The organism is Streptomyces sp. NPDC101152 (assembly GCF_044768275.1).
In the GTDB taxonomy this organism is placed as follows: Bacteria; Actinomycetota; Actinomycetes; order Streptomycetales; family Streptomycetaceae; genus Streptomyces.
In genome coordinates, this window is sequence record NZ_JBIWPO010000048.1 from 39,100 (window position 1) to 60,085 (window position 20,986).

General features: G+C 70.5%; 20 protein-coding genes. 11 read left to right on the plus strand and 9 right to left on the minus strand.

Annotated elements, in window-relative coordinates; translation table 11 throughout:
- Window positions 1-49: 49 nt before the first annotated feature.
- Entirely contained in the window at window positions 50-475 is a 426-nt protein-coding gene (locus ACIRVK_RS37010; protein WP_404255068.1) for a CBS domain-containing protein, read from the plus strand.
- Between the two features lie 22 nt (window positions 476-497).
- Complete coding sequence (locus tag ACIRVK_RS37015) at window positions 498-1,262, plus strand: hypothetical protein (protein WP_404255070.1); 765 nt, start codon at window positions 498-500, stop codon at window positions 1,260-1,262.
- 18 nt (window positions 1,263-1,280) lie between these two features.
- Here the strand turns inward: ACIRVK_RS37015 and ACIRVK_RS37020 are convergent, their stop codons facing one another.
- A complete protein-coding gene (locus ACIRVK_RS37020) occupies window positions 1,281-1,574 on the minus strand; it encodes a hypothetical protein (protein WP_404255072.1) in 294 nt (97 codons plus the stop codon).
- A 167-nt stretch (window positions 1,575-1,741) separates the two neighbouring features.
- Here ACIRVK_RS37020 and ACIRVK_RS37025 point away from each other — a divergent pair, with 167 nt between their 5' ends.
- On the plus strand, window positions 1,742-2,392 hold the full coding sequence (locus ACIRVK_RS37025; protein WP_404255074.1) for a phosphoribosyltransferase: 651 nt from the start codon (window positions 1,742-1,744) through the stop codon (window positions 2,390-2,392).
- 2 nt (window positions 2,393-2,394) lie between these two features.
- On the opposite strand, the gene ACIRVK_RS37030 is transcribed toward ACIRVK_RS37025, so the two are convergent.
- Window positions 2,395-2,748, minus strand: a complete 354-nt coding sequence (locus tag ACIRVK_RS37030) for a helix-turn-helix transcriptional regulator (protein ID WP_404255076.1) — start codon at window positions 2,746-2,748, stop codon at window positions 2,395-2,397.
- A gap of 134 nt (window positions 2,749-2,882) precedes the next feature.
- Here ACIRVK_RS37030 and ACIRVK_RS37035 point away from each other — a divergent pair, with 134 nt between their 5' ends.
- The 5 genes from ACIRVK_RS37035 (at window position 2,883) to ACIRVK_RS37055 (ending at window position 7,873) form a co-directional block, all read left to right on the plus strand.
- Window positions 2,883-3,605 carry an ANTAR domain-containing protein gene (locus tag ACIRVK_RS37035; RefSeq protein ID WP_404255078.1) on the plus strand — a complete coding sequence of 241 codons (723 nt, stop codon included), beginning with the start codon at window positions 2,883-2,885 and terminating at the stop codon, window positions 3,603-3,605.
- Between the two features lie 392 nt (window positions 3,606-3,997).
- Window positions 3,998-5,284 (plus strand): MFS transporter, encoded by a 1,287-nt coding sequence (locus ACIRVK_RS37040; RefSeq protein WP_404255080.1) that lies wholly within the window; start codon window positions 3,998-4,000, stop codon window positions 5,282-5,284.
- 141 nt (window positions 5,285-5,425) lie between these two features.
- Entirely contained in the window at window positions 5,426-6,121 is a 696-nt protein-coding gene (locus tag ACIRVK_RS37045; RefSeq protein ID WP_404255082.1) for a type 1 glutamine amidotransferase domain-containing protein, read from the plus strand.
- 32 nt (window positions 6,122-6,153) lie between these two features.
- Window positions 6,154-7,161 carry a protein kinase family protein gene (locus ACIRVK_RS37050; RefSeq protein WP_404255084.1) on the plus strand — a complete coding sequence of 336 codons (1,008 nt, stop codon included), beginning with the start codon at window positions 6,154-6,156 and terminating at the stop codon, window positions 7,159-7,161.
- 97 nt (window positions 7,162-7,258) lie between these two features.
- Window positions 7,259-7,873 carry a DUF3887 domain-containing protein gene (locus ACIRVK_RS37055; RefSeq protein ID WP_404255086.1) on the plus strand — a complete coding sequence of 205 codons (615 nt, stop codon included), beginning with the start codon at window positions 7,259-7,261 and terminating at the stop codon, window positions 7,871-7,873.
- A gap of 67 nt (window positions 7,874-7,940) precedes the next feature.
- On the opposite strand, the gene ACIRVK_RS37060 is transcribed toward ACIRVK_RS37055, so the two are convergent.
- From ACIRVK_RS37060 to ACIRVK_RS37080, 5 genes are read right to left on the minus strand one after another with little or no spacing between them, the layout of a single operon-like run.
- Entirely contained in the window at window positions 7,941-9,695 is a 1,755-nt protein-coding gene (locus ACIRVK_RS37060) for an RICIN domain-containing protein (protein WP_404255088.1), read from the minus strand.
- A gap of 57 nt (window positions 9,696-9,752) precedes the next feature.
- Window positions 9,753-10,514, minus strand: a complete 762-nt coding sequence (locus ACIRVK_RS37065) for a carbohydrate ABC transporter permease (RefSeq protein WP_404255110.1) — start codon at window positions 10,512-10,514, stop codon at window positions 9,753-9,755.
- 56 nt (window positions 10,515-10,570) lie between these two features.
- Complete coding sequence (locus ACIRVK_RS37070; protein ID WP_404255090.1) at window positions 10,571-11,542, minus strand: carbohydrate ABC transporter permease; 972 nt, start codon at window positions 11,540-11,542, stop codon at window positions 10,571-10,573.
- A 7-nt stretch (window positions 11,543-11,549) separates the two neighbouring features.
- The gene (locus tag ACIRVK_RS37075; protein ID WP_404255092.1) at window positions 11,550-12,800 is read right to left on the minus strand and encodes an extracellular solute-binding protein; all 1,251 of its coding nucleotides are present in this window, start codon (window positions 12,798-12,800) and stop codon (window positions 11,550-11,552) included.
- A gap of 29 nt (window positions 12,801-12,829) precedes the next feature.
- Complete coding sequence (locus ACIRVK_RS37080) at window positions 12,830-14,746, minus strand: glycoside hydrolase family 127 protein (protein WP_404255094.1); 1,917 nt, start codon at window positions 14,744-14,746, stop codon at window positions 12,830-12,832.
- A 226-nt stretch (window positions 14,747-14,972) separates the two neighbouring features.
- On the opposite strand from ACIRVK_RS37080, the gene ACIRVK_RS37085 reads away from it, so the two are divergent.
- Together ACIRVK_RS37085 and argG are read left to right on the plus strand one after the other, a co-directional pair.
- Complete coding sequence (locus ACIRVK_RS37085; protein ID WP_404255096.1) at window positions 14,973-15,995, plus strand: LacI family DNA-binding transcriptional regulator; 1,023 nt, start codon at window positions 14,973-14,975, stop codon at window positions 15,993-15,995.
- A 270-nt stretch (window positions 15,996-16,265) separates the two neighbouring features.
- Entirely contained in the window at window positions 16,266-17,720 is a 1,455-nt protein-coding gene (gene argG, locus ACIRVK_RS37090) for an argininosuccinate synthase (RefSeq protein ID WP_404255098.1), read from the plus strand.
- Between the two features lie 143 nt (window positions 17,721-17,863).
- On the opposite strand, the gene ACIRVK_RS37095 is transcribed toward argG, so the two are convergent.
- Together ACIRVK_RS37095 and ACIRVK_RS37100 are read right to left on the minus strand one after the other, a co-directional pair.
- Window positions 17,864-18,514: a TetR/AcrR family transcriptional regulator gene (locus tag ACIRVK_RS37095; protein WP_404255100.1), complete on the minus strand. Its 651-nt coding sequence runs from the start codon at window positions 18,512-18,514 to the stop codon at window positions 17,864-17,866.
- 552 nt (window positions 18,515-19,066) lie between these two features.
- Window positions 19,067-19,912: a helix-turn-helix domain-containing protein gene (locus ACIRVK_RS37100; RefSeq protein WP_404255102.1), complete on the minus strand. Its 846-nt coding sequence runs from the start codon at window positions 19,910-19,912 to the stop codon at window positions 19,067-19,069.
- A gap of 102 nt (window positions 19,913-20,014) precedes the next feature.
- Between ACIRVK_RS37100 and ACIRVK_RS37105 the strand changes: the two genes are divergently transcribed.
- Complete coding sequence (locus ACIRVK_RS37105; RefSeq protein ID WP_404255104.1) at window positions 20,015-20,722, plus strand: SDR family oxidoreductase; 708 nt, start codon at window positions 20,015-20,017, stop codon at window positions 20,720-20,722.
- Window positions 20,723-20,986 lie beyond the last annotated feature (264 nt).

Sequence of the window (20,986 nt, forward strand, 5' to 3'; positions counted from 1 at the left end):
TACGCGGCTGGCATGCACCGTGCGCCCGTCCAGCAACCGGGAGGTCCTCGTGACCCGGAAGATACGTGAGGTGATGTCGCCCGGCGCGGCCTCCCTCGAACCCATGACCACGGTGGCGCGCGCGGCCCGCGTCATGCGCGAGCAGGACATCGGTGACGTGCTGGTCGCCTACGACTGCGATCTGTTCGGTGTGCTCACCGACCGCGACATCGTCGTCCGGGCGCTCGCCGCCGGCCTCGACCCGCAGAGCACGACCGTCGGGTCCGTCTGCACCCCGCCGCCCGTGGTGACCCTGACGCCGGACGACACGACCGACCACGCCATCGAGCTGATGAGCCGGTACGCCGTGCGCCGCCTCCCCGTCGTCGAACGCGGCGGCTGCCCGGTCGGCGTCGTCAGCATCGGCGACCTCGCCACCACCGAGGCCCCCTACTCAGCCCTGGCGGACATCAGCAGGGCCGCCCCCGACCACTGAGGTCGCCCGGCGGGAGCATCCCATGAGCGTCACTCTCGTTCATCCGCGTCCCAAGTTCGGCCCCGTCCCGCTCGCCGAACCGCCGCGCACCGGTTACCTGCACCTCGCCGGGGCCGTCGAGCCGCCGCACGGCGGGGTCGGCAGGCCAGGACACAGCCGCCTCAAGACCCACCTGCTGGACCTGCTGCGCGCCGAGGCGGAGGACGTGGCGAGCCTGACCGAGGTGAAACGGGCCGGCGTGTACCGGGCCGCCGCCGTCGCGCCCGCCGTCGGCTGGGACCCGCCGGACGGCCCGCACAGCGCCCCCTACGACGTCGTCGTCCTGGTCGAGACCCGCACACCGGGCGACATCGCCCAGGTACGGGACAGTCGCGCCTACCGAAACCTGCGCCTACGCCTGGAACACGCGGCCGGCGACGTCCACGAGCTGACCGCCCGCTGTGCCAAGTGCCTCGCGGACGTGGACCGCGGTCACCAGGGCCTGTTCCAGTTCACCTACTTCGTCGGCGAGGACGCCGAGCGCACCGCCGCACTGTGGGAGTACCTCACCGGCTGGTACGCCATCGAGACCGGCCTCGACAACTCGGTGCTCCTTGAGCCGCTGGACGCCGCCACGTCGGACTACACCTTCGTGGCGCACGCGCGCTGGGACTCGAGCCTGGCCGCCGTCGCCCTGCGGCAGTTCGGCAGGCCGAGCTTCTACCGCTTCCTGCAGCCGACGCTGCGCCGCAACCGCACGGGGGCCATGCCGGTGCTCCACCACCTCGTACGGCTGCGGGACCGGTGACGTCGGCGCCGGGACCGGTCAGGCCCGGGCGTCCGGTCCCATCAGGTCGTCGAGGTGGGTCGTCGTACCCGTGTCGTACGAGCGCGGCCTGCGGTGGCGGCGATGCGTGCCACCGCTCACCATGGCCAGAGCCAGGCAGAAGATGAGTGCCAGCGCGAGGCCGGAGCTGAAGATCGCCAGCGTGTTCATGGTGGCGATGTGGTGGTGCAGCACCGACACCGTGTACTGGGGGCCGCCGGACAGGTTGCCCGCGATCGCCAGGGCGGTGAAGGCGCCCGTCGCCCCGAGGAGGAGCAGTCCGATGAGCAGCATCCGAGTCATCTCCTCGAAAGAGGTCGTTCACCGGCACGGGTACCCGCGAACCGAGGTGCCATGAGTGGCACCGACGTGCGGCCCGTGAACCGTGCATCGGCCGCGGGGGGCGGGGTACGCGGGGTGGCGGAGCGTGCGCGCCGTAACGAGAAGGGGTGACGACCGCGATGCAGTTCCATGACCGCAGGCACGCGGGGCGGGAACTCGCCGAGCGGCTGCGGATCGAGCAGGAGAGAGGCCTTCTGCCCCACCCCGTGGTCCTCGCCCTGCCCCGGGGCGGTGTCGACGTGGCCCGGGAGGTGGCGCGGGCGCTCGACGCCCCGCTCGACGTGCTGGTCGTACGGAAGATCGGCGCGCCCTTCCAGGAGGAACTCGGGGTGGGGGCGATCGCCGGGGACGACGAGCCGCTCTTCGACGACGACGCCCTCCATCGGCTGGGCCTCACCCGGCGGGAACTCGCCCCCGTGGTCGAGGCGGAACGCGAGGAACTCCGGCGTCGGCAGCGCCGTTACCGGCAGGACCGTCCTGATCCCGAGTTGGCCGGCCGCACGGTGATCGTCGTCGACGACGGACTCGCCACCGGGGTGACGGCCCGCGCCGCCCTGCGCACCGTACGACGCCAGGGCCCCGAGCGGCTCGTCCTGGCGGTGCCGGTCTGCTCGCCCGAGGCGGCGGAGCAGTTGCGCGGCGAGGCGGACGCGGTGTTCTGCCTGCGGCGGCCGGCCTCCTTCATGGCCGTCGGCCTGTGCTACGAGGAGTTCGACCAGCTCACGGACGAGGACGTCCTGCGGACGCTCCGCGAGACCGCCGACCGCTGAGGTCAGGCCGTGGCCTGGGGGTGGGGCTGAGGCTGGGGGCCGGTCGTCGTACGGTCGGCCTCGTCCTGGACGAGCAGCGACAGCAGGGATGCCACCGTCAGTCCGGCCTCGGCCGGATGCCGCATGACCTGGGTGGGGTCGATCCGGTAGGTGTTGCTGCGACCCTCCCTGGTGTGCGAGAGGTATCCGGCCTCTTCCAGGTCGGAAATGATCTTCTGCACGGCTCGTTCGGTCAGCCGGCAGTGCGCGGCGATGTCGCGGATGCGGGCGCTGTGGTTGTCGGCGATAGCCGCCAGGACCCGCGCGTGGTTCGTGATGAACGTCCATCCGGTGTGTGGCTCGGGCACTCCATCCATAGCCCTACTGTAGCGACTCAAGGTTCACGCATTCAAAAACACGTACTGTATTTCCTGCATTAGTTGACGTGTGTGGGCCGAAAGGGGGAACCTTGGGGGTGAAGGCAGGCGAGCACATGAGGGAGAGAGAGGCCATGCCGGAGCCTGTGCACTCGGCGCAGCCCCTCACGACGCGGGACGCCGGACCCGCCGAGGGCGCGGGCGCCTCCTCGGCGGCGCTGCCCTGCCTTGCGGCCTTGCAAGTCGCACCGGACGGTGACCGTGTCGTGGTGCGCATCCACGGCGAACTCGACTTCGGCGGCCGACAACTGGAACAGGCCCTGACGAAGGCGCTCGACCGCTCGGCCCGCGGGATCGACCTGGATCTGAGCGGCGTCGGCTTCTGCGACTGCTCGGGGCTGAACCTGCTCCTTGACCTGCGCCGACGGTCCCTGGAGCAGGGCAAGACCCTGACCATCCGGGTCGGCTGCCCCTCGGTCGACCGGCTCCTGGAGCTCACGGGCGCGCGCGAGCTGTTCCTGTCAGCCGACCTCCCGAACGCCCCCGACCTCGGCATACCGACCGGGAACATCGACCGGGAACTGCGCAAGGAGGTCGACGAACTGCGGCGGGCCATGCGTACCCGCCCCGCCATCGACCTGGCCCGCGGCATCCTGATGGCCAGTTTCGGCCTGAGCCCGGAAGCGGCCTGGACCGTGCTCGTCACGGCGTCCCAGAACACCAACACCAAGCTGCACCTGCTCGCGCGGGACCTGGTGGGCACGGTGCAGGGGGAGCCACTGCCCGAGAAGGTCCAGCAGCAACTGGCAGCCGCCGTCACCCAGGCCCGCACGATGGCGGAGGCTCCGCCGGCGTGAGTGGCGCAGGTGGCCCGGAGCGGTACGCCGTCGCGGGAGGATCGTGGCCGGTGCCGCCGACATGATCAGTCGGCGCGGGCTGAGCGCCACGAGCATCCGGGAGTCGGCCGAGCACGCCGGCGCTCCGCTCGACGTACCACTACTTCCCCGAGGGGAAGCAGCAACTGGCCCCGGGCCTTCCTCGACCTGTGGCGCACGCTCGTCGTCGACAGCGAGGAGGTCATAATGCGTACAGGTGCCGGGTGGTCATCCCGGCGAAGTGATGGAGGCGCTGCTCGTGAACACCGCACCGCGGTGCGCCTCGCCATGCGCGCCAGACGCTGACCACTTCGCTTCGCCCGCCGGCTGACCTGCTCCGTTCACGGTGGGCGCTTCCCTCATGGGAGACCACCGTGGTGTCCGAAGAGTTCGGGGCGGTCGATCGCCGTCCCCTGGCAATGGTTCTTGCCGCCAACCTCGTTTCGATCGCGGGTAACTGCCTCACCTACCTGGGCGTCCCGTGGTTCGTCCTGCAGAGCACGGGCAGTGCCACCAAGGTCGGGATCGTCGCGTTCTGCTCACTGCTGCCCGTGGTGCTCGCCGCGCTCGTCACCGGCCCGGTCATCGACCGGATCGGGCGACGGCGGGTGGGCGTCGTCTCGGATCTTGCCAGCGGAGCCACCGTCGCGGCGATCCCACTGTTGCAGTTCGCCGGCGTCCTGCGGCTCTGGATGCTGTGCGTGCTGATGGCGCTGACCGGGCTGCTGCGTTCGCCGGGGGAAACCGCTCGCGGCGTGCTGTTGCCCACGCTCGCCGAACGCGCCCGAGTGTCGCTGACCAGGGCTGCCGGGTGGTACGACGGTGCGGCACGCTGTGCGGCACTGACGGGATCCGCTCTCGGAGGTGTGCTGATCGCGGGACTCGGCGCGGAGAACGTCCTTCTGGTGGACGCCGCGACGTTCGCCGTGTCCGCGCCACTGTTCGCGTTCGGGGTGCGCGGCCTTCCGCAGGCGCGGGCCCGACGACGCGCTGGGCCGCCGTCGTTGCGTGCCTACCGTCGTGACCTCGCGGAAGGGTATCGCTTCGTGGCGGCCACGCCGTTGCTGCTCGGCCTGTGCCTGATGACGCTCGTCACCAGGGGGCTCGACCAGGGATGGAGCGCCGTGCTCCTACCAGTGCATGCCCGTGAGGAACTTGACGGTGCCGTCGATCTCGGTCTGCTGAACGCGGCGTTCGGGATCTGCGCACTCACGGGGGCGCTGGTCTACGGGGCGGCGGGCAGCCGCTTTCGGCGGTGGCCCGTGTTCACGATCGCGTTCCTCGTCGGAGGCCTGCCGCGCTTCGTGGTAGCCGCCTTCACCCACACCTTCGCGCCGTTGGCCCTGACCATGGCGGTGGAGGGTCTCGCCTTCGGTGTGCTCAGCCCCGTCATGGCCACCGTGACGTATGAGACGGTCCCGGAGGAGCTGCGCAGTCGCGTGCTGAGCGCGACGGCAGCCTCGGTGCAGTTGGTCACTCCGCTGGGCGGACTGGCCGCGGGCGCCCTCGTGGACTCGGCCGGCCCGGCCTTCGCGCTGCTGGCGGTTGGCGGTACGTATCTGCTCGCCACGTTGTGCCCGGTGGTCCTTCCGGCCTGGAGGCAGATGGACCCCACCGGTTCTCCCGGCAGGAGCACGGAGGGCTCGGTGCCGCGAGGCTGACGCGGGGTTCGGGGCGGCGGCGAGGGCGGGCCATCGGATTCCAGTGTTCCTCGCCCGGAACCTCCTGTTGGAATCTCACGCGGGGACCGGGCTACGGTCGAGGGCATCACCTCCTGACGATCAGCGTGCGAAAGAGACACCATGTCGAAGATCCTTTTTGTGATGACCGGCGCCGACCACTGGACCCTGGCCGACGGCACCCAGCACCCCACCGGCTTCTGGGCCGAGGAGGCCGTCGCCCCGTACGAGGCCTTCAGGGCCGCCGGTCACGAGGTCGTCGTCGCCACCCCGGGCGGCGTCGTCCCGACCGTGGACAAGGGCAGCCTCGCCGCCGAGGTCAACGGGGGACAGGAGAACGCCGACCGGATCGCGGGCGTGCTCGCCGGAGCGACCGAGCTGCAGCACCCGATCAGCCTGGAGGACGTCGACCTCGACGAGTACGCGGCCGTCTTCTACCCCGGCGGTCACGGGCCCATGGAGGACCTCGCCGTCGACTCCCTGTCCGGCGCCCTGCTCACCGGCGCCCTGGACTCCGGCAGGCCGCTCGGCGTCGTCTGCCACGCCCCGGCCGCGTTGCTGGCCGCCACCCGGGTCGACGGCACCAACGCCTTCGCCGGTTACCGGGTGGCCGCCTTCACCAACGCCGAGGAGACCCAGGCCGGGTTCGCCGACAGGGCCAAGTGGCTGCTGCAGGACCGGCTGACCGAGGCCGGGGTGCAGGTCGAGGTCGCCGCGCCGTGGGCGCCGCACGTCGTCGTCGACCGTAACCTCGTCACCGGTCAGAACCCCGCCTCCTCCGCCCCGCTCGCCGTCGAACTGCTGAAGAAGCTCGGCTGACCTCGCCGACGGACCGCTTCGACGAGCCGCAGATGTCCGCCCGTCCGTCCGCCTACGCGACCGTGAGCACGGCGCTCGGTCTGCTCAGTGACCGGCGGCTCGCCGACGCGGTGGCCGCGGCACCCGAGCTGGGCTCCGGCATCGGCGGCCGCTCGGCCGAGCTGGACGTGGACGGCGTACGCGTCTTCGTGAAGCGTGTACCGCTGACGGACCTCGAACTGCGGCCGGAGAACGCGCGGTCGACGGCGAACCTGTTCGGCCTGCCGTCGTTCTACCAGTACGGGATCGGCTCCGCCGGGTTCGGCGCCTGGCGGGAGCTGGCCGCGCACCTGATGGCGAACGGGTGGGTGCTGCGGGGCGAGTACGGGGGCTTTCCGCTGCTCTACCACTGGCGGATCCTGCCCGACCGGCCCCCGACGGGGTTCACCGGTGACTTCGGGGGTGTCGACGAGGCCGTCGCGCACTGGGACGGATCGCCCGCCGTGCGGCATCGGTTGGAGGCCATCGGAGAGTCGTCCGCGAGCCTGGTGCTCTTCCTCGAACACGTGCCGTGGACGCTGGCCGCCTGGCTGGAGGAGCACCCGGACACCCTGCCATGGGTCACCGAGGAGCTGTCCCGGGGAACGGAGTTCATGAGCTCGCGCGGGCTGGTCCATTTCGACGCCCACTTCCACAACGTCCTGACGGACGGCCACCGGGTCTACTTCGCGGACCTCGGCCTCGCTTCGAGTACCGCCTTCGAACTCGCCCCGGACGAGGCCGAGTTCCTGGCCGACCATCGCATCTACGACCGCTGCTACGTCCCCGCGCACCTGCTGAAGTTCCACCTGCTCGACCGCGTCCGCGGGGGGACGGACCGTGAGACGTTCCTCCGCGAATGGAGCGAGGGCCGCCGCGCGCCCGGTGTGCCGGCCGACGTCGGCGCCGTCCTCGACCGGCACGCTCGGACGGCCGTCGTGGTGGACGACTTCTTTCACCGGCTGGTGACGCGGAGCAAGCGAACGCCGTTCCCCGTCGCCGAGTTGGAGGCGACGCTCTGAGACGCGCTCGGAGGCGGTCTCGGAGGCGAGAAGTCGTAAAGGAAACCTTGACAGGGGGAGTGTGTAAAGGGATCCTTTACGCGTGGTCGATTCCTCGATGAGTCTCGCCGCCCTCAGCGCGCTGCTGGCGGAACAGGCCGCGGTGCTGGCCGAGGCGGTGGACAGTCCGCTCTCGCCGCCGGCCTACCTCGAGTTGGTCCGGCGTTCCCAGGGCGTCGACGGCATGGCGGAACAGGTGCTCAAGCTGTGCGTGCAGCAGGCCCGGGACGCCGGCCACACCTGGCAGGAGATCGGGGACCTGCTCGGTGTCACCCGCCAGGCCGCCTTCCAGCGGTTCGGCAAGCCCATCGATCCCCGGACGGGAGAACCCATGGACAAGACAGTGACCATGGCCGACGCCGCCGAGCGCGCTCGCGGCATCGTCACGGACGTCCTGGAAGGCCGGATGGACGAGGCCCGGCGATCCTTCAACGACCAGGTACTGGCGGCGTTCACCGACGAGGTGCGGGGCGACGGCCTGGCCACGGTCGCCGGTCTGGTCGGCGCGTTCGAGGGCTTCGCCGAGGCCGAGCCGTTCGTCCGGCGCGTCGGTGACCACACGGTGGTCGACGTCCCGCTGCACTACGAGGCCGGCGACATGAAGGCCCGGGTCGCCTTCGACACGGACGAGAAGGTCGCCGGGATCTTCATCCTCGCCCCCGAGACGCCCTGACCAGGCAGCGGAGAGCACCGAACGCGTCCTGAACATGCACCTGGAGCGTTCGGTGCTCGCCACTCGCTCACCGCGAAGTGAGCTTCCACAGGTGGTCCGCCGTGCCGTTGTCGTCCCACTGCAGCACCTGGGCGCCGGAGGACGTGCTCATGCTGTCCACACCGAGCAGCAGCCCGCTGTTGTAGTTGGCGATCTTGTAGTAGCCGTCGCCGGACGGGATGAGCTGCCACAGGTGGTCGGCGGTGCCGTTGTCGCCCCAGATCAGCGCGGTTCCGCCGTCGCTGGTGCTCATGTTGTTGATGCCGAGCAGCAGACCGCTGGACTGCTGCCGGATCTTGTAGAGACCGTTTCCGGCGGAGACCAGGGTCCAGTTCTGGTCGGTGCCGGTCGTCGAGGCGGCCTGCACCGCGGCGGTCCCCTGCGCGGTGCCCGCGCCACTGGTGTCCAGGGCGAGACCGCTGTTCTTGTTGGTGATCTGGTAGCGCCCGGCCAGCGAGGTGGAGGTGCCGCTGGGGGTGATCACCAGGTGGTAGGCGTCGGAGGCGTTGGTCGTCACGGGAACGGTGATCGAGCCGTTCGAGACGGTGTAGTCGGCGTCGGAGATGGTGATCGGCCCGGACACGGCGGTCAGACGCCCCTTGGAGGGCGTGTACTCCAGCTTCGCGTGCACCGTCGATCCGAACCCGGACAGCGCCCCGAGTCCCTTCACCTGTACGGCACTCGACCCCGCACCACCACCGAAGATCACGCTGATCTGCTTGCCGTCAGCGGTGAGCGAGGCGGCGCCGTCGATGCCGGTCTGGGCCGGGGGAGTGGTGACGAGCATGTTCCCCGACATGTCGCCGTACCATTTGTAGAGCCAGTACGAGCCGTTCGGTGAGCCGCCCGTGTCGGTCAGCGTGTCGCCGAGGGTGCCGTAGTGGTTCCAGAAGGCCAGCTCGGCGTCGTGCACGCCGGCCCGCTCGAACTTGGCGGCGTAGCTCACCAGCGGCCCGGGGACGCCTACCTCGCTCGGGGTGCCGTACTCCTCGATGGCGACGGGGCGATGGCTGAGGCCGAGACTCGTCTCCAGCGCCCGGTAGTCGGCCACGTGTGCGGCGATGTCGGCGCTGGTCTGGAGTTCATGCCACGAGACGATGTCGGGCACCGCGTTGTTCGCGATGGCGTCCTGGAGGAACGCCTTCATCTTGCTGTCGGTGTACGTCGCGAAGCTGGGCCCCTGGATGGGGGTTGTGGTGTCCTTGGAGCGGACCTCTTTGTACGTCCTCGACCAGCCGTCGTCGAAGGCGCCCGCCGCCGAGGTGTTCCACGTCCCCTCGGGCTCGTTCCACAGCTCGAAGGCGGCGATGTTGGTGGCGCCGGAGGACTGGACGGAGGCCACCTGCTTGTCCACGGCGGACAGCCAGTCGGACCAGCTCACCCACTTGTAGGGGAAGTTCGGGTACCAGTCCGGCATGCGGACGACGACCTTGGCGCCGGCCCGGGCCGCCTTGGGCGCCACGACCAGCGCGTCGCCGGCCGGCTTGGGCTCCCCGTTGGGCAGTTGGGAGCCGCCCGGGGCCATCTGGACGAAGGTGTTCGGCTTGAGCGGGGTGACCAGGCTGTCGGCGGGAGTGTTCGCGTCGGCGAGCCCGTAGAGGCTGCCGGTCGCCACATGGGTGACCGGACGCAGGGTCTGGTCGGCGCTCACGACCAGCGTGGTGGAGGCTGAGGGCGCCGCCTGGGCGGTGCCGACGGAGGCGGCGAGCGCGGCCGCGGTGAGGGCGGCGGCGCCCAGGACGGCCGTCAGCCGGACGGGGGCGGGCGGTCTTGTGCGGCTCATGACAGAGTTCTCCTCACGGAGGAAAAGGGGGATGGGGGTGCCGGATCTCGACTCGGCTCAGTCCTTCACGGCTCCCGCGGTGACGCCCGCGGCGACATAGCGCTGGGCGAGGACCAGCAGAACCGCTGCGGGGACGGAGGCGACCACGGCGGTGGCCATGATCGCGTTCCACTCCTGGTTGTTGTTGCCGATGTACTTGTAGATGCCGAGGGTGATCGGCCGCAGATCGCCGCCGCCGTCAAGGGTGTTGGCGAAGACGAAGTCGGACCAGGCCCACAGGAAGCTGAACAGCGAGACGGTGACCAGGGCGTTGCGGCTCACCGGCAGCACGACCGACCAGAAGGTGCGGAAGGTCCCGGCGCCGTCGATGCGGGACGCGGCGATCAGCTCACCGGGGATGCCCGACATGAACGCCGTGAAGATCATGACGCCGAACGGGACGGCGATCGTGGAGTCCGCGATGATGAGGCCCCACCAGGAGTTCAGCAGACCGAGGTCCAGGAAGATGCCGTAGAAGCCCATCGCCATGACGATCCCGGGGATCATCTGCGCGACCAGCAGACCGAGGCCGAGCGCCCCGCCCCCGCGCGGGCGGAGTTTCGCCAGCGAGTAGCCGGCCGGGGCCGCAAGCAGCAGCGTGAGCGCGACCGTGCCGAGGCCGATGAGCAGGCTGGTGCCGAGGTAGGGCAACTGGTCGTCCAGCACGGCCCGGTAGCCCTCGAAGGTGGGGTGCAGCGGGAACAGGTCGGGCGGGTCCTTGCGCATGTCCTGCTGCGGGGTGAGGGACACGTTCAGCATCCAGTACACCGGGAACAGCATCAGCGCGGTGAGGACGACGCCGATCACAGTGTAACGGCGGCCCTTCGACAGGGACTTCACGCTTCCTGCCTCCTCTGGACACGGATGTGGAGCAATCCGAAGACGAGCGCGATGAGGATGAGGATGTTGCCGACCGCTGCCCCGGGGCCGAACTTCGGCAGCAGCGTGCCGAAGCCGAGCTGGTACGACCAGGTCGCCAGGGTCGACGAGGCGTCGCCCGGGCCGCCCTTCGTCATGATCCAGATCAGGTCGAACACCTTGAGGGTGTAGACGAGACCGAGCAGCAGGGTGATCGCGGACACCGGACGCAGCAACGGGAAGGTGATCCGGCGGAACTGCTGCCACGTGCTCGCCCCGTCCAGCGACGCCGCCTCGTACAGCTCGCCGGGGATGTTCTGCAGCCCGCTGTAGATGATGACCAGGTTGAACGGGATGCCGATCCAGATGTTCGCGACGATCACCGAGGCCAGCGCCCAGTCGGGCGAGGTGAGCCAGCCGACCGGGGAGACGCCGAAGAAGTGCAGGAAGTAGTTGACCACCCCCGACTCGCTGTTGAACATCCAGGACCAGGTCGACGCCGACACGATCAGCGGCAGCAGCCACGGGATGAGGAACAGCGCGCGCAGGGTGGGCGCGAGCCGGAAGTGCCGGTTGAAGAAGACCGCGAGGGCGAGTCCGATGACGTACTGGAAGGCGATGGACACGAAGGTGAAGACCATCGTGTGCCGCATCGCCGGACCGAACGTCGGATCGTCCAGCACCTTCCGGAAGTTGGCCCACCCGGAGAACGGCGCGTCCCCGGCCACGAAGGACCGGACGGTGTAGTCCCGCAGGCTCAGGTCGAGGTTGCGGTAGAGCGGATAGACGTAGAAGGCGGCGAGGTAGACGAGGAGGGGGAGGACGAAGGCCAGCGCCGTCAGGCGGCTCCTGCGCCGCTGCCGGCGGCGCAGGGACAGCATGTCGGCGTCGCTCGCCCCCGCCGCGGCGGCCGGGGCCCGCCGCGGACGGTCGACCCGGGCGATGGTCATGCGGGTCCTAGCCCTTCTGTGCGCTCGACTGCGCCGTGTTCAGCGCGTCCTGCGGGCTCTTGCTGCCCGACAGCGCGGCCTGGACAGCGGTCCACATCGGCTGAGAGATGGTCGGGTACTTGGTGCCGAGCCCCCCGCTGGTACGGCCACGAGCGGCCGCCACCGCGTCCACCCACGGCCTGAGCTTCGGGTTCTGCTTCACCTGCTCGGCCTGGACACTCGCCGTGGGGGCGACGTACTGCAGGGTCGTGTCGGTGGGCAGCAGGTTCGTGTTGCTGGTCAGACACGCGACGATCTTCTTGCTGACGGCGTAGCGCCCGGTGTCCTTCTGTACGGGCACGGTGACGAACTCGCCACCCGTCGGCACCGGCGCCGAACCGCCGTTCTGGCCGGGGATGTTGATGATGCCGTAGTCGAAGCCGGCCTTGGCCGCGTTGCCGAGCTGCCAGGTGCCGTTCTCGCTGAACGCGTAGTCACCGGTGGCGAACTCCTGCCAGCTGGTGGTCTGGGTGTTCTGCAGCACGTCCTTGGGCGCGTAGCCGGCGTCCACCCACTGCTTCCACAGTGTCAGGGCGGCAACTCCCTTGTCGGAGTTCAGCTTTGTCAGGTCGCCGCCCGCGCCCCAGAACCAGGGCAGGAACTGGAAGCTGCCCTCTTCCGTGTTGATCGCGGAGAAGGTGATGCCCTTCTTGCCTGCCCCCTTGACCTTCTTCAGTGCGGCCGTCAGGGAGTTCCAGTCCTTGACGGACGCCGGGTCGACGCCCGCCGCGGAAAGGATCTTCTTGTTGTAGTAGAGGGCGAGGGTGTTGGCGCCGATCGGTACCCCGTACGAGGCCCCGCCGAGGGTGCCCGCACCGATGATGTTCTTCTGGATCGACGCCGTGTCCAGGCCCAGGTCGCTCGTCTTGTTGAGGATCCCCGCCTCGACCAGCGTGGAGACGACGGGGTTGTCGACGAGCATGACGTCGGGAGCGTTGCCCTGCTGGGCGGCGAGCAGCGCCTTGTTGCCCAGGTCCGTGGTGTCGTAGGCGGTCCGCTTCAGCTTCACCCCGGCCTTGGTGCCGCACGAGGTGACGAGCTTGGCCCAGGCCGAGGAGGCGTCGAACTGCGGGTAGGGGTCCCAGAAGGCGTACGTCCCGCCGGTCGAGCCGGAGGAGGAGTTGGACGAACCGGAGCTTCCTCCTCCGCAGGCGGTGAGGGAGGCGAGCGTGCCGACGGCGGCTATGGCGGCCAGGAGGGTGCGGCGGGTGGATGTCACGGTTGACCTCGTTGTCGTGAAGGAGGGGCTCAGGAGGTGGGCAGCCAGACGCGCATGGCGCCGTCCTGGCGGTTGGCCCAGGCGTAGTAGGGAACAGCGGTGAGCTCGACGGGGTCGCCGCCGGGCCGCTCGGGTTCGTCGGCGGCGGTGTACGGCCACCAGCCCGCGTCCGGGAGGTGCCGGCGCCGGCCGGCCGCCACGACCGTCGTGACGCCGCCCAGCAGGTCGGGGCGGTGCTTCACGGCGAGCGGGCGTGTGGTGTCGATGACGATGTCGTCCAGGCCGCCGCCGGGGTGGTCGACCTGCTCCAGGCAGTACACGAGCGGCCCGCGTTCGATGGCCACGCAGCCGCGTACGGCGTCCACGCGCGGGTCGGCCGCGGTGAGCCGGGGTTCCATGCCCAGCTCCAGCACGACCCGGTCGCCCGGCGCCCAGGTCCGCTCCAGCCTGAGCCAGCCGTCGACCGCTGCGGAGTCGTACGTCTCCTCGCCGCAGCGCACCCGGACGTCGCGGCACCACTGCGGGATGCGCAGGGAGAGCGTCCAGGGGCGGTCGGTCGGGGTGTCCTCGACGGTCAGGGCGATGCTGCCGTGCCAGGGGTAGTCGGTCTCGGCGCTTACGGCGATCGGGCCGGTGGTGTAGCGGCCGGTGGCGTACTGGTGGATCTGCAGGCCGTCGTCGTCGCCCGTGGCGAGGTAGTGCTCGAGGCCGGCCAGCAGCCGCATCACGTTCGGCGGGCAGCAGGCGCAGCGGAACCAGCGGGTGCGGCGCGCCGACTGGTCACCCCCGGGGTCGGTGTGGCCGTCGCGGACCTGCAGCGGGTTGACGTACAGCCAGCGCTCGCCGTCGAGGGAGACGCCGGCCAGGAACCCGTTGAACAGGGTGCGTTCGATCAGGTCGCTGTAGCGGGCCTCGCCGGTGAGCAGGGCCATGCGCCAGCTCCAATGGACGGATGCGATGGCGGCGCAGGTCTCGCAGTAGGCGCGCTCGTTGGGCAGTTCGTACGGGTCGCCGAAGTCCTCCCAGTCGTGGTGGGCGCCGAGCCCGCCGGTGAGGTGGGTCTTGGTGGTCGTCATGGCCTGCCACAACCGCTCGGCGGCGGACCGGAGTTCGGCCTCCCCGGTCTCGGTGGCCAGGTCGGCGACCGCCGCCAGCAGGTACAACTGCCGTACGGCGTGGCCCTCGACGTTGGTCGCCTCCCGCACCGGCACCCGGTCCTGGCAGTAGGCCTCGCCGCCGAGCAGGCCGTGGCCGTGCCGATCGACGAAGTAGCCGGCGAGCTCGAGGTAGCGGCGTTCGCCGGTCTCCCGGTACAGCTCGACCAGGGCGGTCTCCACCTCGGGGTGGCCGTCGATGCCGTCGATCTCCTTGCCGCTGCCGGGCGGACCGAAGACCGAGTCGACGTGGTCGGCGAACCTGCGGGCCACGTCGAGGAGTTCGGTGCGGCCGGTGGCCCGGTGGTGGGCGACGGCCGCCTGGATGAGGTGCCCGGCGCAGTACAACTCGTGGCCCCAGCGCAGGTCCTGGTAGCGCTCGCCGTTCTTCACCAACTGGAACCAGGTGTTGAGATAGCCGTCGGACTGCTGGGCGGCGGCCACCAGGGCCACGATCCGGTCGACGTCCGACTCCAGCTCCGCCGCCGGCTGCCCGGCCAGTTGCCAGGCGGCGGCCTCCAGCCACTTGTAGACGTCCGTGTCCACGAAGGGGTAGGCGCCCTGGAACTCGCCCTCGGCCGTCCCCGCCGCCAGCCGCAGGTTGTGCAGGTTGCCCGCGGACTCCAGCAGGTCCGGGCCCTGGGGGAGGGAGGTGCGGGCGTTGACCTCGCGGCGGGCATACCAGAAGCCGTCGGCCACCTCGGCCCGGGCGGGGCGCAGGGCGGCGCGGGCGTCGGGGCCGAGGCGGACCGGGCCGGTGGGGGAGGGCTGGGCGGAGGGGGTGCGGGGCATGGCTCTCCGGGAGGGATGGCGAGGGAGCGTGACGACGATGGGGGCAACGGTTTGAGCAACCGTTTTCCTAGTCGAGAAGTAGAGGGGAGGGGAGGTTTCGCGGTCAAGAGTGCTGCGTAGGATTTCTCTTGTTGCTCAAGGACTGGCACTCGACGCGCCCCACTACGATGATGGGGCTCAGTCCGCCGGAGATCATCCGTGGAACCAACTGGGAAAAGGATTGCTCGTGACCGAAGCCGCTCCACGATCCCCCTCCGCGGGCCGGGCCAGGCTCGCCGATGTCGCCGCGCTCGCCGGCGTCAGCGTGGGAACGGCGTCCAAGGCGCTCAGCGGCAGCGGCCGGATGCGTCCGGAGACCCGGCAGCGGGTGCTGGACGCCGTGGAGGAACTCGGCTTCCGGCCCAACCAGCACGCGCAGAGCCTGCACACCGGGCGCAGCTGGACCGTCGGCCTGATGACCACGGACGGCATCGGCCGCTTCAGCACCCCCGTCCTGCTGGGCGCCGAGGACGCGCTGGGTGCCGGGAAGATCTCCGTGCTGCTGTGCGACACCCGCGGCGACACCATCCGTGAGCAGCACCATCTGCGCAACCTCATGGACCGGCGGGTGGACGGCATCATCGTCACCGGCCGCCGCACGGACCCGCGCCCGCCCCTCCAGGGTGTCGACGGCATCCCGATCGTCTACGCGCTCTCCCCGTCCACCGACCCCGCAGACACCTCGGTCGCCTCCGACGACCGGGGCGGCGCCCACCTCGCCGTCGAGCACCTCATCGCCACCGGCCGCACCCGGATCGCGCACGTCACCGGCCCCGAGCACCACGCCGCGGCCCGGCATCGCGCCCGCCATGCCGTGGACCTGCTCGAACGCTCCTCCCTCGAGCTGGCCGGCGGCCGCGTCCACTTCGGCGAGTGGAGCGAGGCGTGGGGGCGCCGCGCGGCCGACGCGGTCCTGCGCACGGAGCCCGGCACCGACGCCTTCTTCTGCGGCAACGACCAGATCGCCCGGGGGGTGGCGGACGCGCTGCGCGAGCGCGGCATCGACGTGCCGGGGCGGATCGCCGTCGTCGGCTACGACAACTGGGACACCATGGCGCTGGCCTGCCGCCCGCCGCTCACCACCATCGACATGGACCTCGCCGAGATCGGCCGGATCGCCGCACTGAAGCTTCTGGAGGCCATCGACGCGCGTCGGGTGCCGGGGGTGCACACGGTGCCGTGCCGGCTGGTGGTCCGCGAGTCGACCTGAGGCGGACCGAGGCGATCTGGTGCCGCGGCAGGCGACGTCTGCCCGGTAAGGAGCGGCGTCCGGGGCGTCCTCTCGGCGTGCCGGACGGAATGCCCCGTTGATGGACCGGACGTACTCGGGGTTTCGGCCGGTGCGGCGAGAGGGCGTGCCGGCGTCGCGACGGGGCGGCCGTTGCCTGCCGCGGCACTAGGTGTGTTGACCGGACAGGTTGGTGGCGCGGCTGCGGCACCGGACTTTGCATGACCATGCGAGTTGATGCATACTCTTGCTATGTCCAAGGTCCTCACCTCCCTTCCCGCCGGCGAGCGCGTCGGCATCGCCTTCTCCGGCGGCCTCGACACCTCGGTCGCGGTCGCGTGGATGCGCGACAAGGGCGCCGTCCCGTGCACCTACACCGCCGACATCGGTCAGTACGACGAACCCGACATCGCCTCGGTGCCCGGGCGTGCTAAGACCTACGGTGCCGAGATCGCGCGCCTGGTCGACTGCCGCGCGGCGCTGGTCGAGGAGGGCCTGGCCGCGCTGACCTGCGGCGCGTTCCACATCCGCTCCGGCGGGCGGGCGTACTTCAACACCACGCCCCTCGGGCGCGCCGTCACGGGCACGCTGCTGGTACGGGCGATGCTCGAGGACAACGTCCAGATCTGGGGCGACGGCTCGACCTACAAGGGCAACGACATCGAGCGGTTCTACCGCTACGGCCTGCTCGCCAACCCGAACCTGCGGATCTACAAGCCCTGGCTGGACGCGGACTTCGTGACCGAGCTCGGCGGCCGCAAGGAGATGTCGGAGTGGCTGCTCGCCCATGAGCTGCCCTACCGCGCCAGTACCGAGAAGGCCTACTCCACCGACGCCAACATCTGGGGCGCCACCCACGAGGCCAAGACCCTGGAGCACCTGGACACCGGCGTCGAGACCGTCGAGCCCATCATGGGCGTCCGGTTCTGGGACCCGGCCGTCGAGATCGTCACCGAGGACGTGACGATCGGCTTCGACCAGGGCCGTCCGGTGACCGTCAACGGCAAGGAGTTCGCCACCGCCGTCGACCTGGTCATGGAGGCCAACGCCATCGGCGGCCGCCACGGCCTGGGCATGTCCGACCAGATCGAGAACCGCATCATCGAGGCCAAGAGCCGCGGCATCTACGAGGCGCCCGGCATGGCCCTGCTGCACGCGGCCTACGAGCGTCTGGTCAACGCGATCCACAACGAGGACACCCTCGCCCAGTACCACAACGAGGGCCGTCGCCTCGGCCGCCTGATGTACGAGGGCCGCTGGCTGGACCCGCAGGCGCTGATGATCCGCGAGTCGCTGCAGCGCTGGGTCGGCTCGGCCGTCACCGGCGAGGTCACCCTGCGGCTGCGGCGTGGCGAGGACTACTCGATCCTCGACACCACCGGCCCGGCGTTCAGCTACCACCCGGACAAGCTGTCGATGGAGCGCACCGAGGACTCCGCGTTCGGCCCGGTCGACCGGATCGGCCAGCTGACCATGCGCAACCTCGACATCGCCGACTCGCGCGCCAAGCTGGAGCAGTACGTCGGCCTCGGCCTGATCGGCACCGGCAGCCCCACCATCGGCGCCTCCCAGGCCGCCGCGACCGGGCTCATCGGCACCATGCCGGAGCTGCCCGAGGGCGGCGCCGAGGCCATCGCCTCCCGGGGTGCCGTCTCGGAGGAGGACGCGCTCCTCGACCGTGCGGCGATGGAGTCCGGCACGGACTGAGTGCCGCCCCAGCCATGGGAGATGCCGGGTCCTTACCGACCCGGCATGCCCGGTGTGACGGTGACGACGCGGATGCCGAGCGGGGAGAGGTCACGCGCGGCCACCCATGTGAGAACGGTGTTCTCAACTTCTCGCCGCAGAGGTCAGGAGTCGGACGTGAAGCCGTTCGCGCAGTAGTCCCAGATCTCCTCCGCGGTGAAGGGGTGGGCGCCCTCCTGACCGCTGGACTGGGCGTTGAACATGACGGTCTGCACCGTCAGCGCCGCGACCCGGTCGGGCGGGAAGCCCGCGCGCAGCAGGTTGGCCTCCTCGAGTTCCTCCATCAGCTCGGTGAACAGCGCGAGCAGGGGTGCGTTCGCGACCCGCATCTCGGCCGGGTGCGAGATCAGCAGACGCATGGCGAAGTCGGTGAACGGCGGCTGCTGTCGGGTGGACGGGTCGGGGCGCGAGCTCTCGAACAGCTCCTGGACGACGACCCTGACGCCCTCCAGCGGGTCGGCCTGCTCGGCGGCCAGGGCCCGCAGCTCGTGGGCCGATCTGCCCATCGCGTCCTCGAACAGGGCCAGCAGCAGCTCGTGCTTGCCGTCGAAGGGCTGGTAGAAGCTGCGCAGCGACTGCTTGGAGCGGTCGGCGACCTCCTGCACGGTGAAATCGGTCGTGCCCTTCTCCGCCATGATCGCCTGGGCCGCGTCGAGGAACCGATCCACCCTCTGCTCGGCCCGCCGTTTCGCCGCCCGGGTGGAGCGCTCGACCGCGCGCTTTTTCCAGGCCGGTTCCTCGGTCGGGGAGCTCATGGGCTGGTCCGCCTCCTGTGCCATGAGAAGAACATTGCTGCACTGTACCGACAAGCCTGGGGCCGCCCGGTCCGGACACCTCCGACGGTGTGGAGGAGAGTATTAATTCCAGAAACCGAGAATGCTGATCTCGCAAGGAGTGGCCGGGTCGGCGCCGGTACGGGCCGTCGCCGACGACGGAGCCGATCCGACGCCACTGTGGCGCACCTACGCCGAACCGGGCCGGACCGAGCTGGGTACCGGGCCGACCGGCTCGCCGTGGTCACCGACGCGAGCGTGTTCGTCGTCCCCGCCGACGAGGTGAGCGCCGTACGCACCGCCGTTTTCGACCCCGTCCTGCACATGACCGAGGTCACCTTCCCCCCCGGGTCCGGGTCGACGAGGGTGCCCGCAGGAGGCCGACCCGGCAAGGTCCGGGACATCGTGCTCACGGGCCTCGCCCTGACCGTCGGCGCCGCCGCGCCAACCTGCCGGCCGAGGCGGAGGCGAGCGAACGCCCCCGTTCCACGACGCACCGTCCCGACTGGGCCAGGCGCTGGCAGCGGAGCTGCGCTAACGCCTCTCGACGAGGTCCTGGGTGCCGAGCACCGAGATCAGCCGCAGCTTCTCGGCGGCCTCGGTGCCCGGCTCGGCCGAGTAGACGAGGATGTGCAGGTCGCCCGCCTCGACCCGGAGCAGATCGCAGTCCAGGGTGAGCAGGCCAACCTGCGGATGCTCGATCGTCTTGTGGGAGGCGTCCAGCCGGCCGACCACCCCGGCGTCCCACAGCTCGGCGAACCGCTCGCTCGCAGCGCGCAACTCCATGATCATGCGCCGTAGTTGACGGTCGGCGGGATAGCGGGCGGCGGTCGCCCGCAGTTCGGCGACCACGCCGATCTCGAACGCCTCGTGTTCTGCCGGGGTGTGGCGCACCCGGGTCGGCACCCCGGTGAACGCGCGCCACACGCCGTTGCGTTCGTAGCCGCGCAGGACGGACGGATCGCCCATCAGCGCCGCGTACATCGGGTTGGCCACCAGCAGGTTCATCGCGGCGTCGGACACGGCGACGGCCGTGTCCACCAGCCTGTCCAGCAGGCGCTGCACGCTGGGGGTGAGGAACGCGGGGACCACCTCAGGACCCGGCGGCACCAGGTCCGCGAGCCGGAACAGATACGTGCGCTCGTCCGGCGACAGCCTGAGCGCCCGGGCCAGCGCCTCGACGACCTGCACGGACGGGTTCGTCGCCCGGCCCTGTTCGAGACGGGTGATGTAGTCCACCGAGATCCCCGCCAGCAGGGCCAGCTCCTCGCGCCGCAGACCGGCCGCCCGACGGTGCCCACCCGCGGGCAGCCCGGCCGCGTCGGGGGCGACCCGGTCGCGCCAGCGCCGCAGTGCCTGTCCGAGTTCCGTCGCCGTCATGCCCCCAGTGAACACCGTCGGCGGTGCCTGTGCCTGGTACCGGCAGTCCCAGGAAGAGGGGTCTTCTGGCTGACCTGGCCGTGCCGCCGGAAGCTGGTCCGCATGACGACAACACTCATCACCGGAGCGAACAAGGGTCTCGGCTTCGAGACCGCCCGTCGGCTCGCCGCCGCCGGCCACACCGTGTACGTCGGCGCCCGTGACGCCGAGCGCGGACGCCGGGCCGCCGAGCGGCTGGGCGCCCGGTTCGTCCAGCTCGACGTCACCGACGACGCCTCCGTGGACGCCGCCGCGAAGGCGATCGAGGCCGACGGCGGACTCGACGTGCTGATCAACAACGCCGGGATCGAGACCCGCACGGAGGACAACAGCGTGCCGGTCGCCGCGACCGTGACCGCCGACCAGATGCGCAACACCTTCGAGACGAACGTCTTCGGCGTGGTCCGCGTCCTGCACGCCTTCCTGCCGCTGCTGGAACGCTCGGCCGCCCCCGTCGTGGTCAACGTCAGCAGCGGCCTGGCCTCGCTGACCAACCTCTCCGACCCGGATCACCACGCCCACTTCTACCCCGGCATCGCCTACCCGACGTCCAAGACCGCGGTCAACATGCTCACCGTGCAGTTCGCGAAGGCGTACCCCGGCATGCGGATCAACTCCGTGGAGCCGGGCTTCACCAAGACGGACCTGAACGGCAACACGGGCACGCAGACGGTCGAGGAGGGTGCCGAGATCATCGTCCGGATGGCACAGATCGGCCCCGACGGACCGACCGGCGGCTACTTCGACGTCAACGGGCGCCTGCCCTGGTGACCCACAGCTGAGCGAGCCGGGGGCGCCTGCGGTACGCAGCCGCCCCCGGCCTCGCGGGTCAACTCCCGTGCGCTGCCGAGCAGTCCGTCCAGGGCGACGGCCCGCCGGACATGCCGGTGCAGCGGGTGCTCGGCGGTGCTGACGACCGACCCCGGCAGCCCCTCCGCCCGATCAGCCCTTGCGGGTGTTGATCTCCTCGGTGAGCTGGGGGACGACGTCGAAGAGGTCGCCGACCACGCCGTAGTCGACCAGGTCGAAGATCGG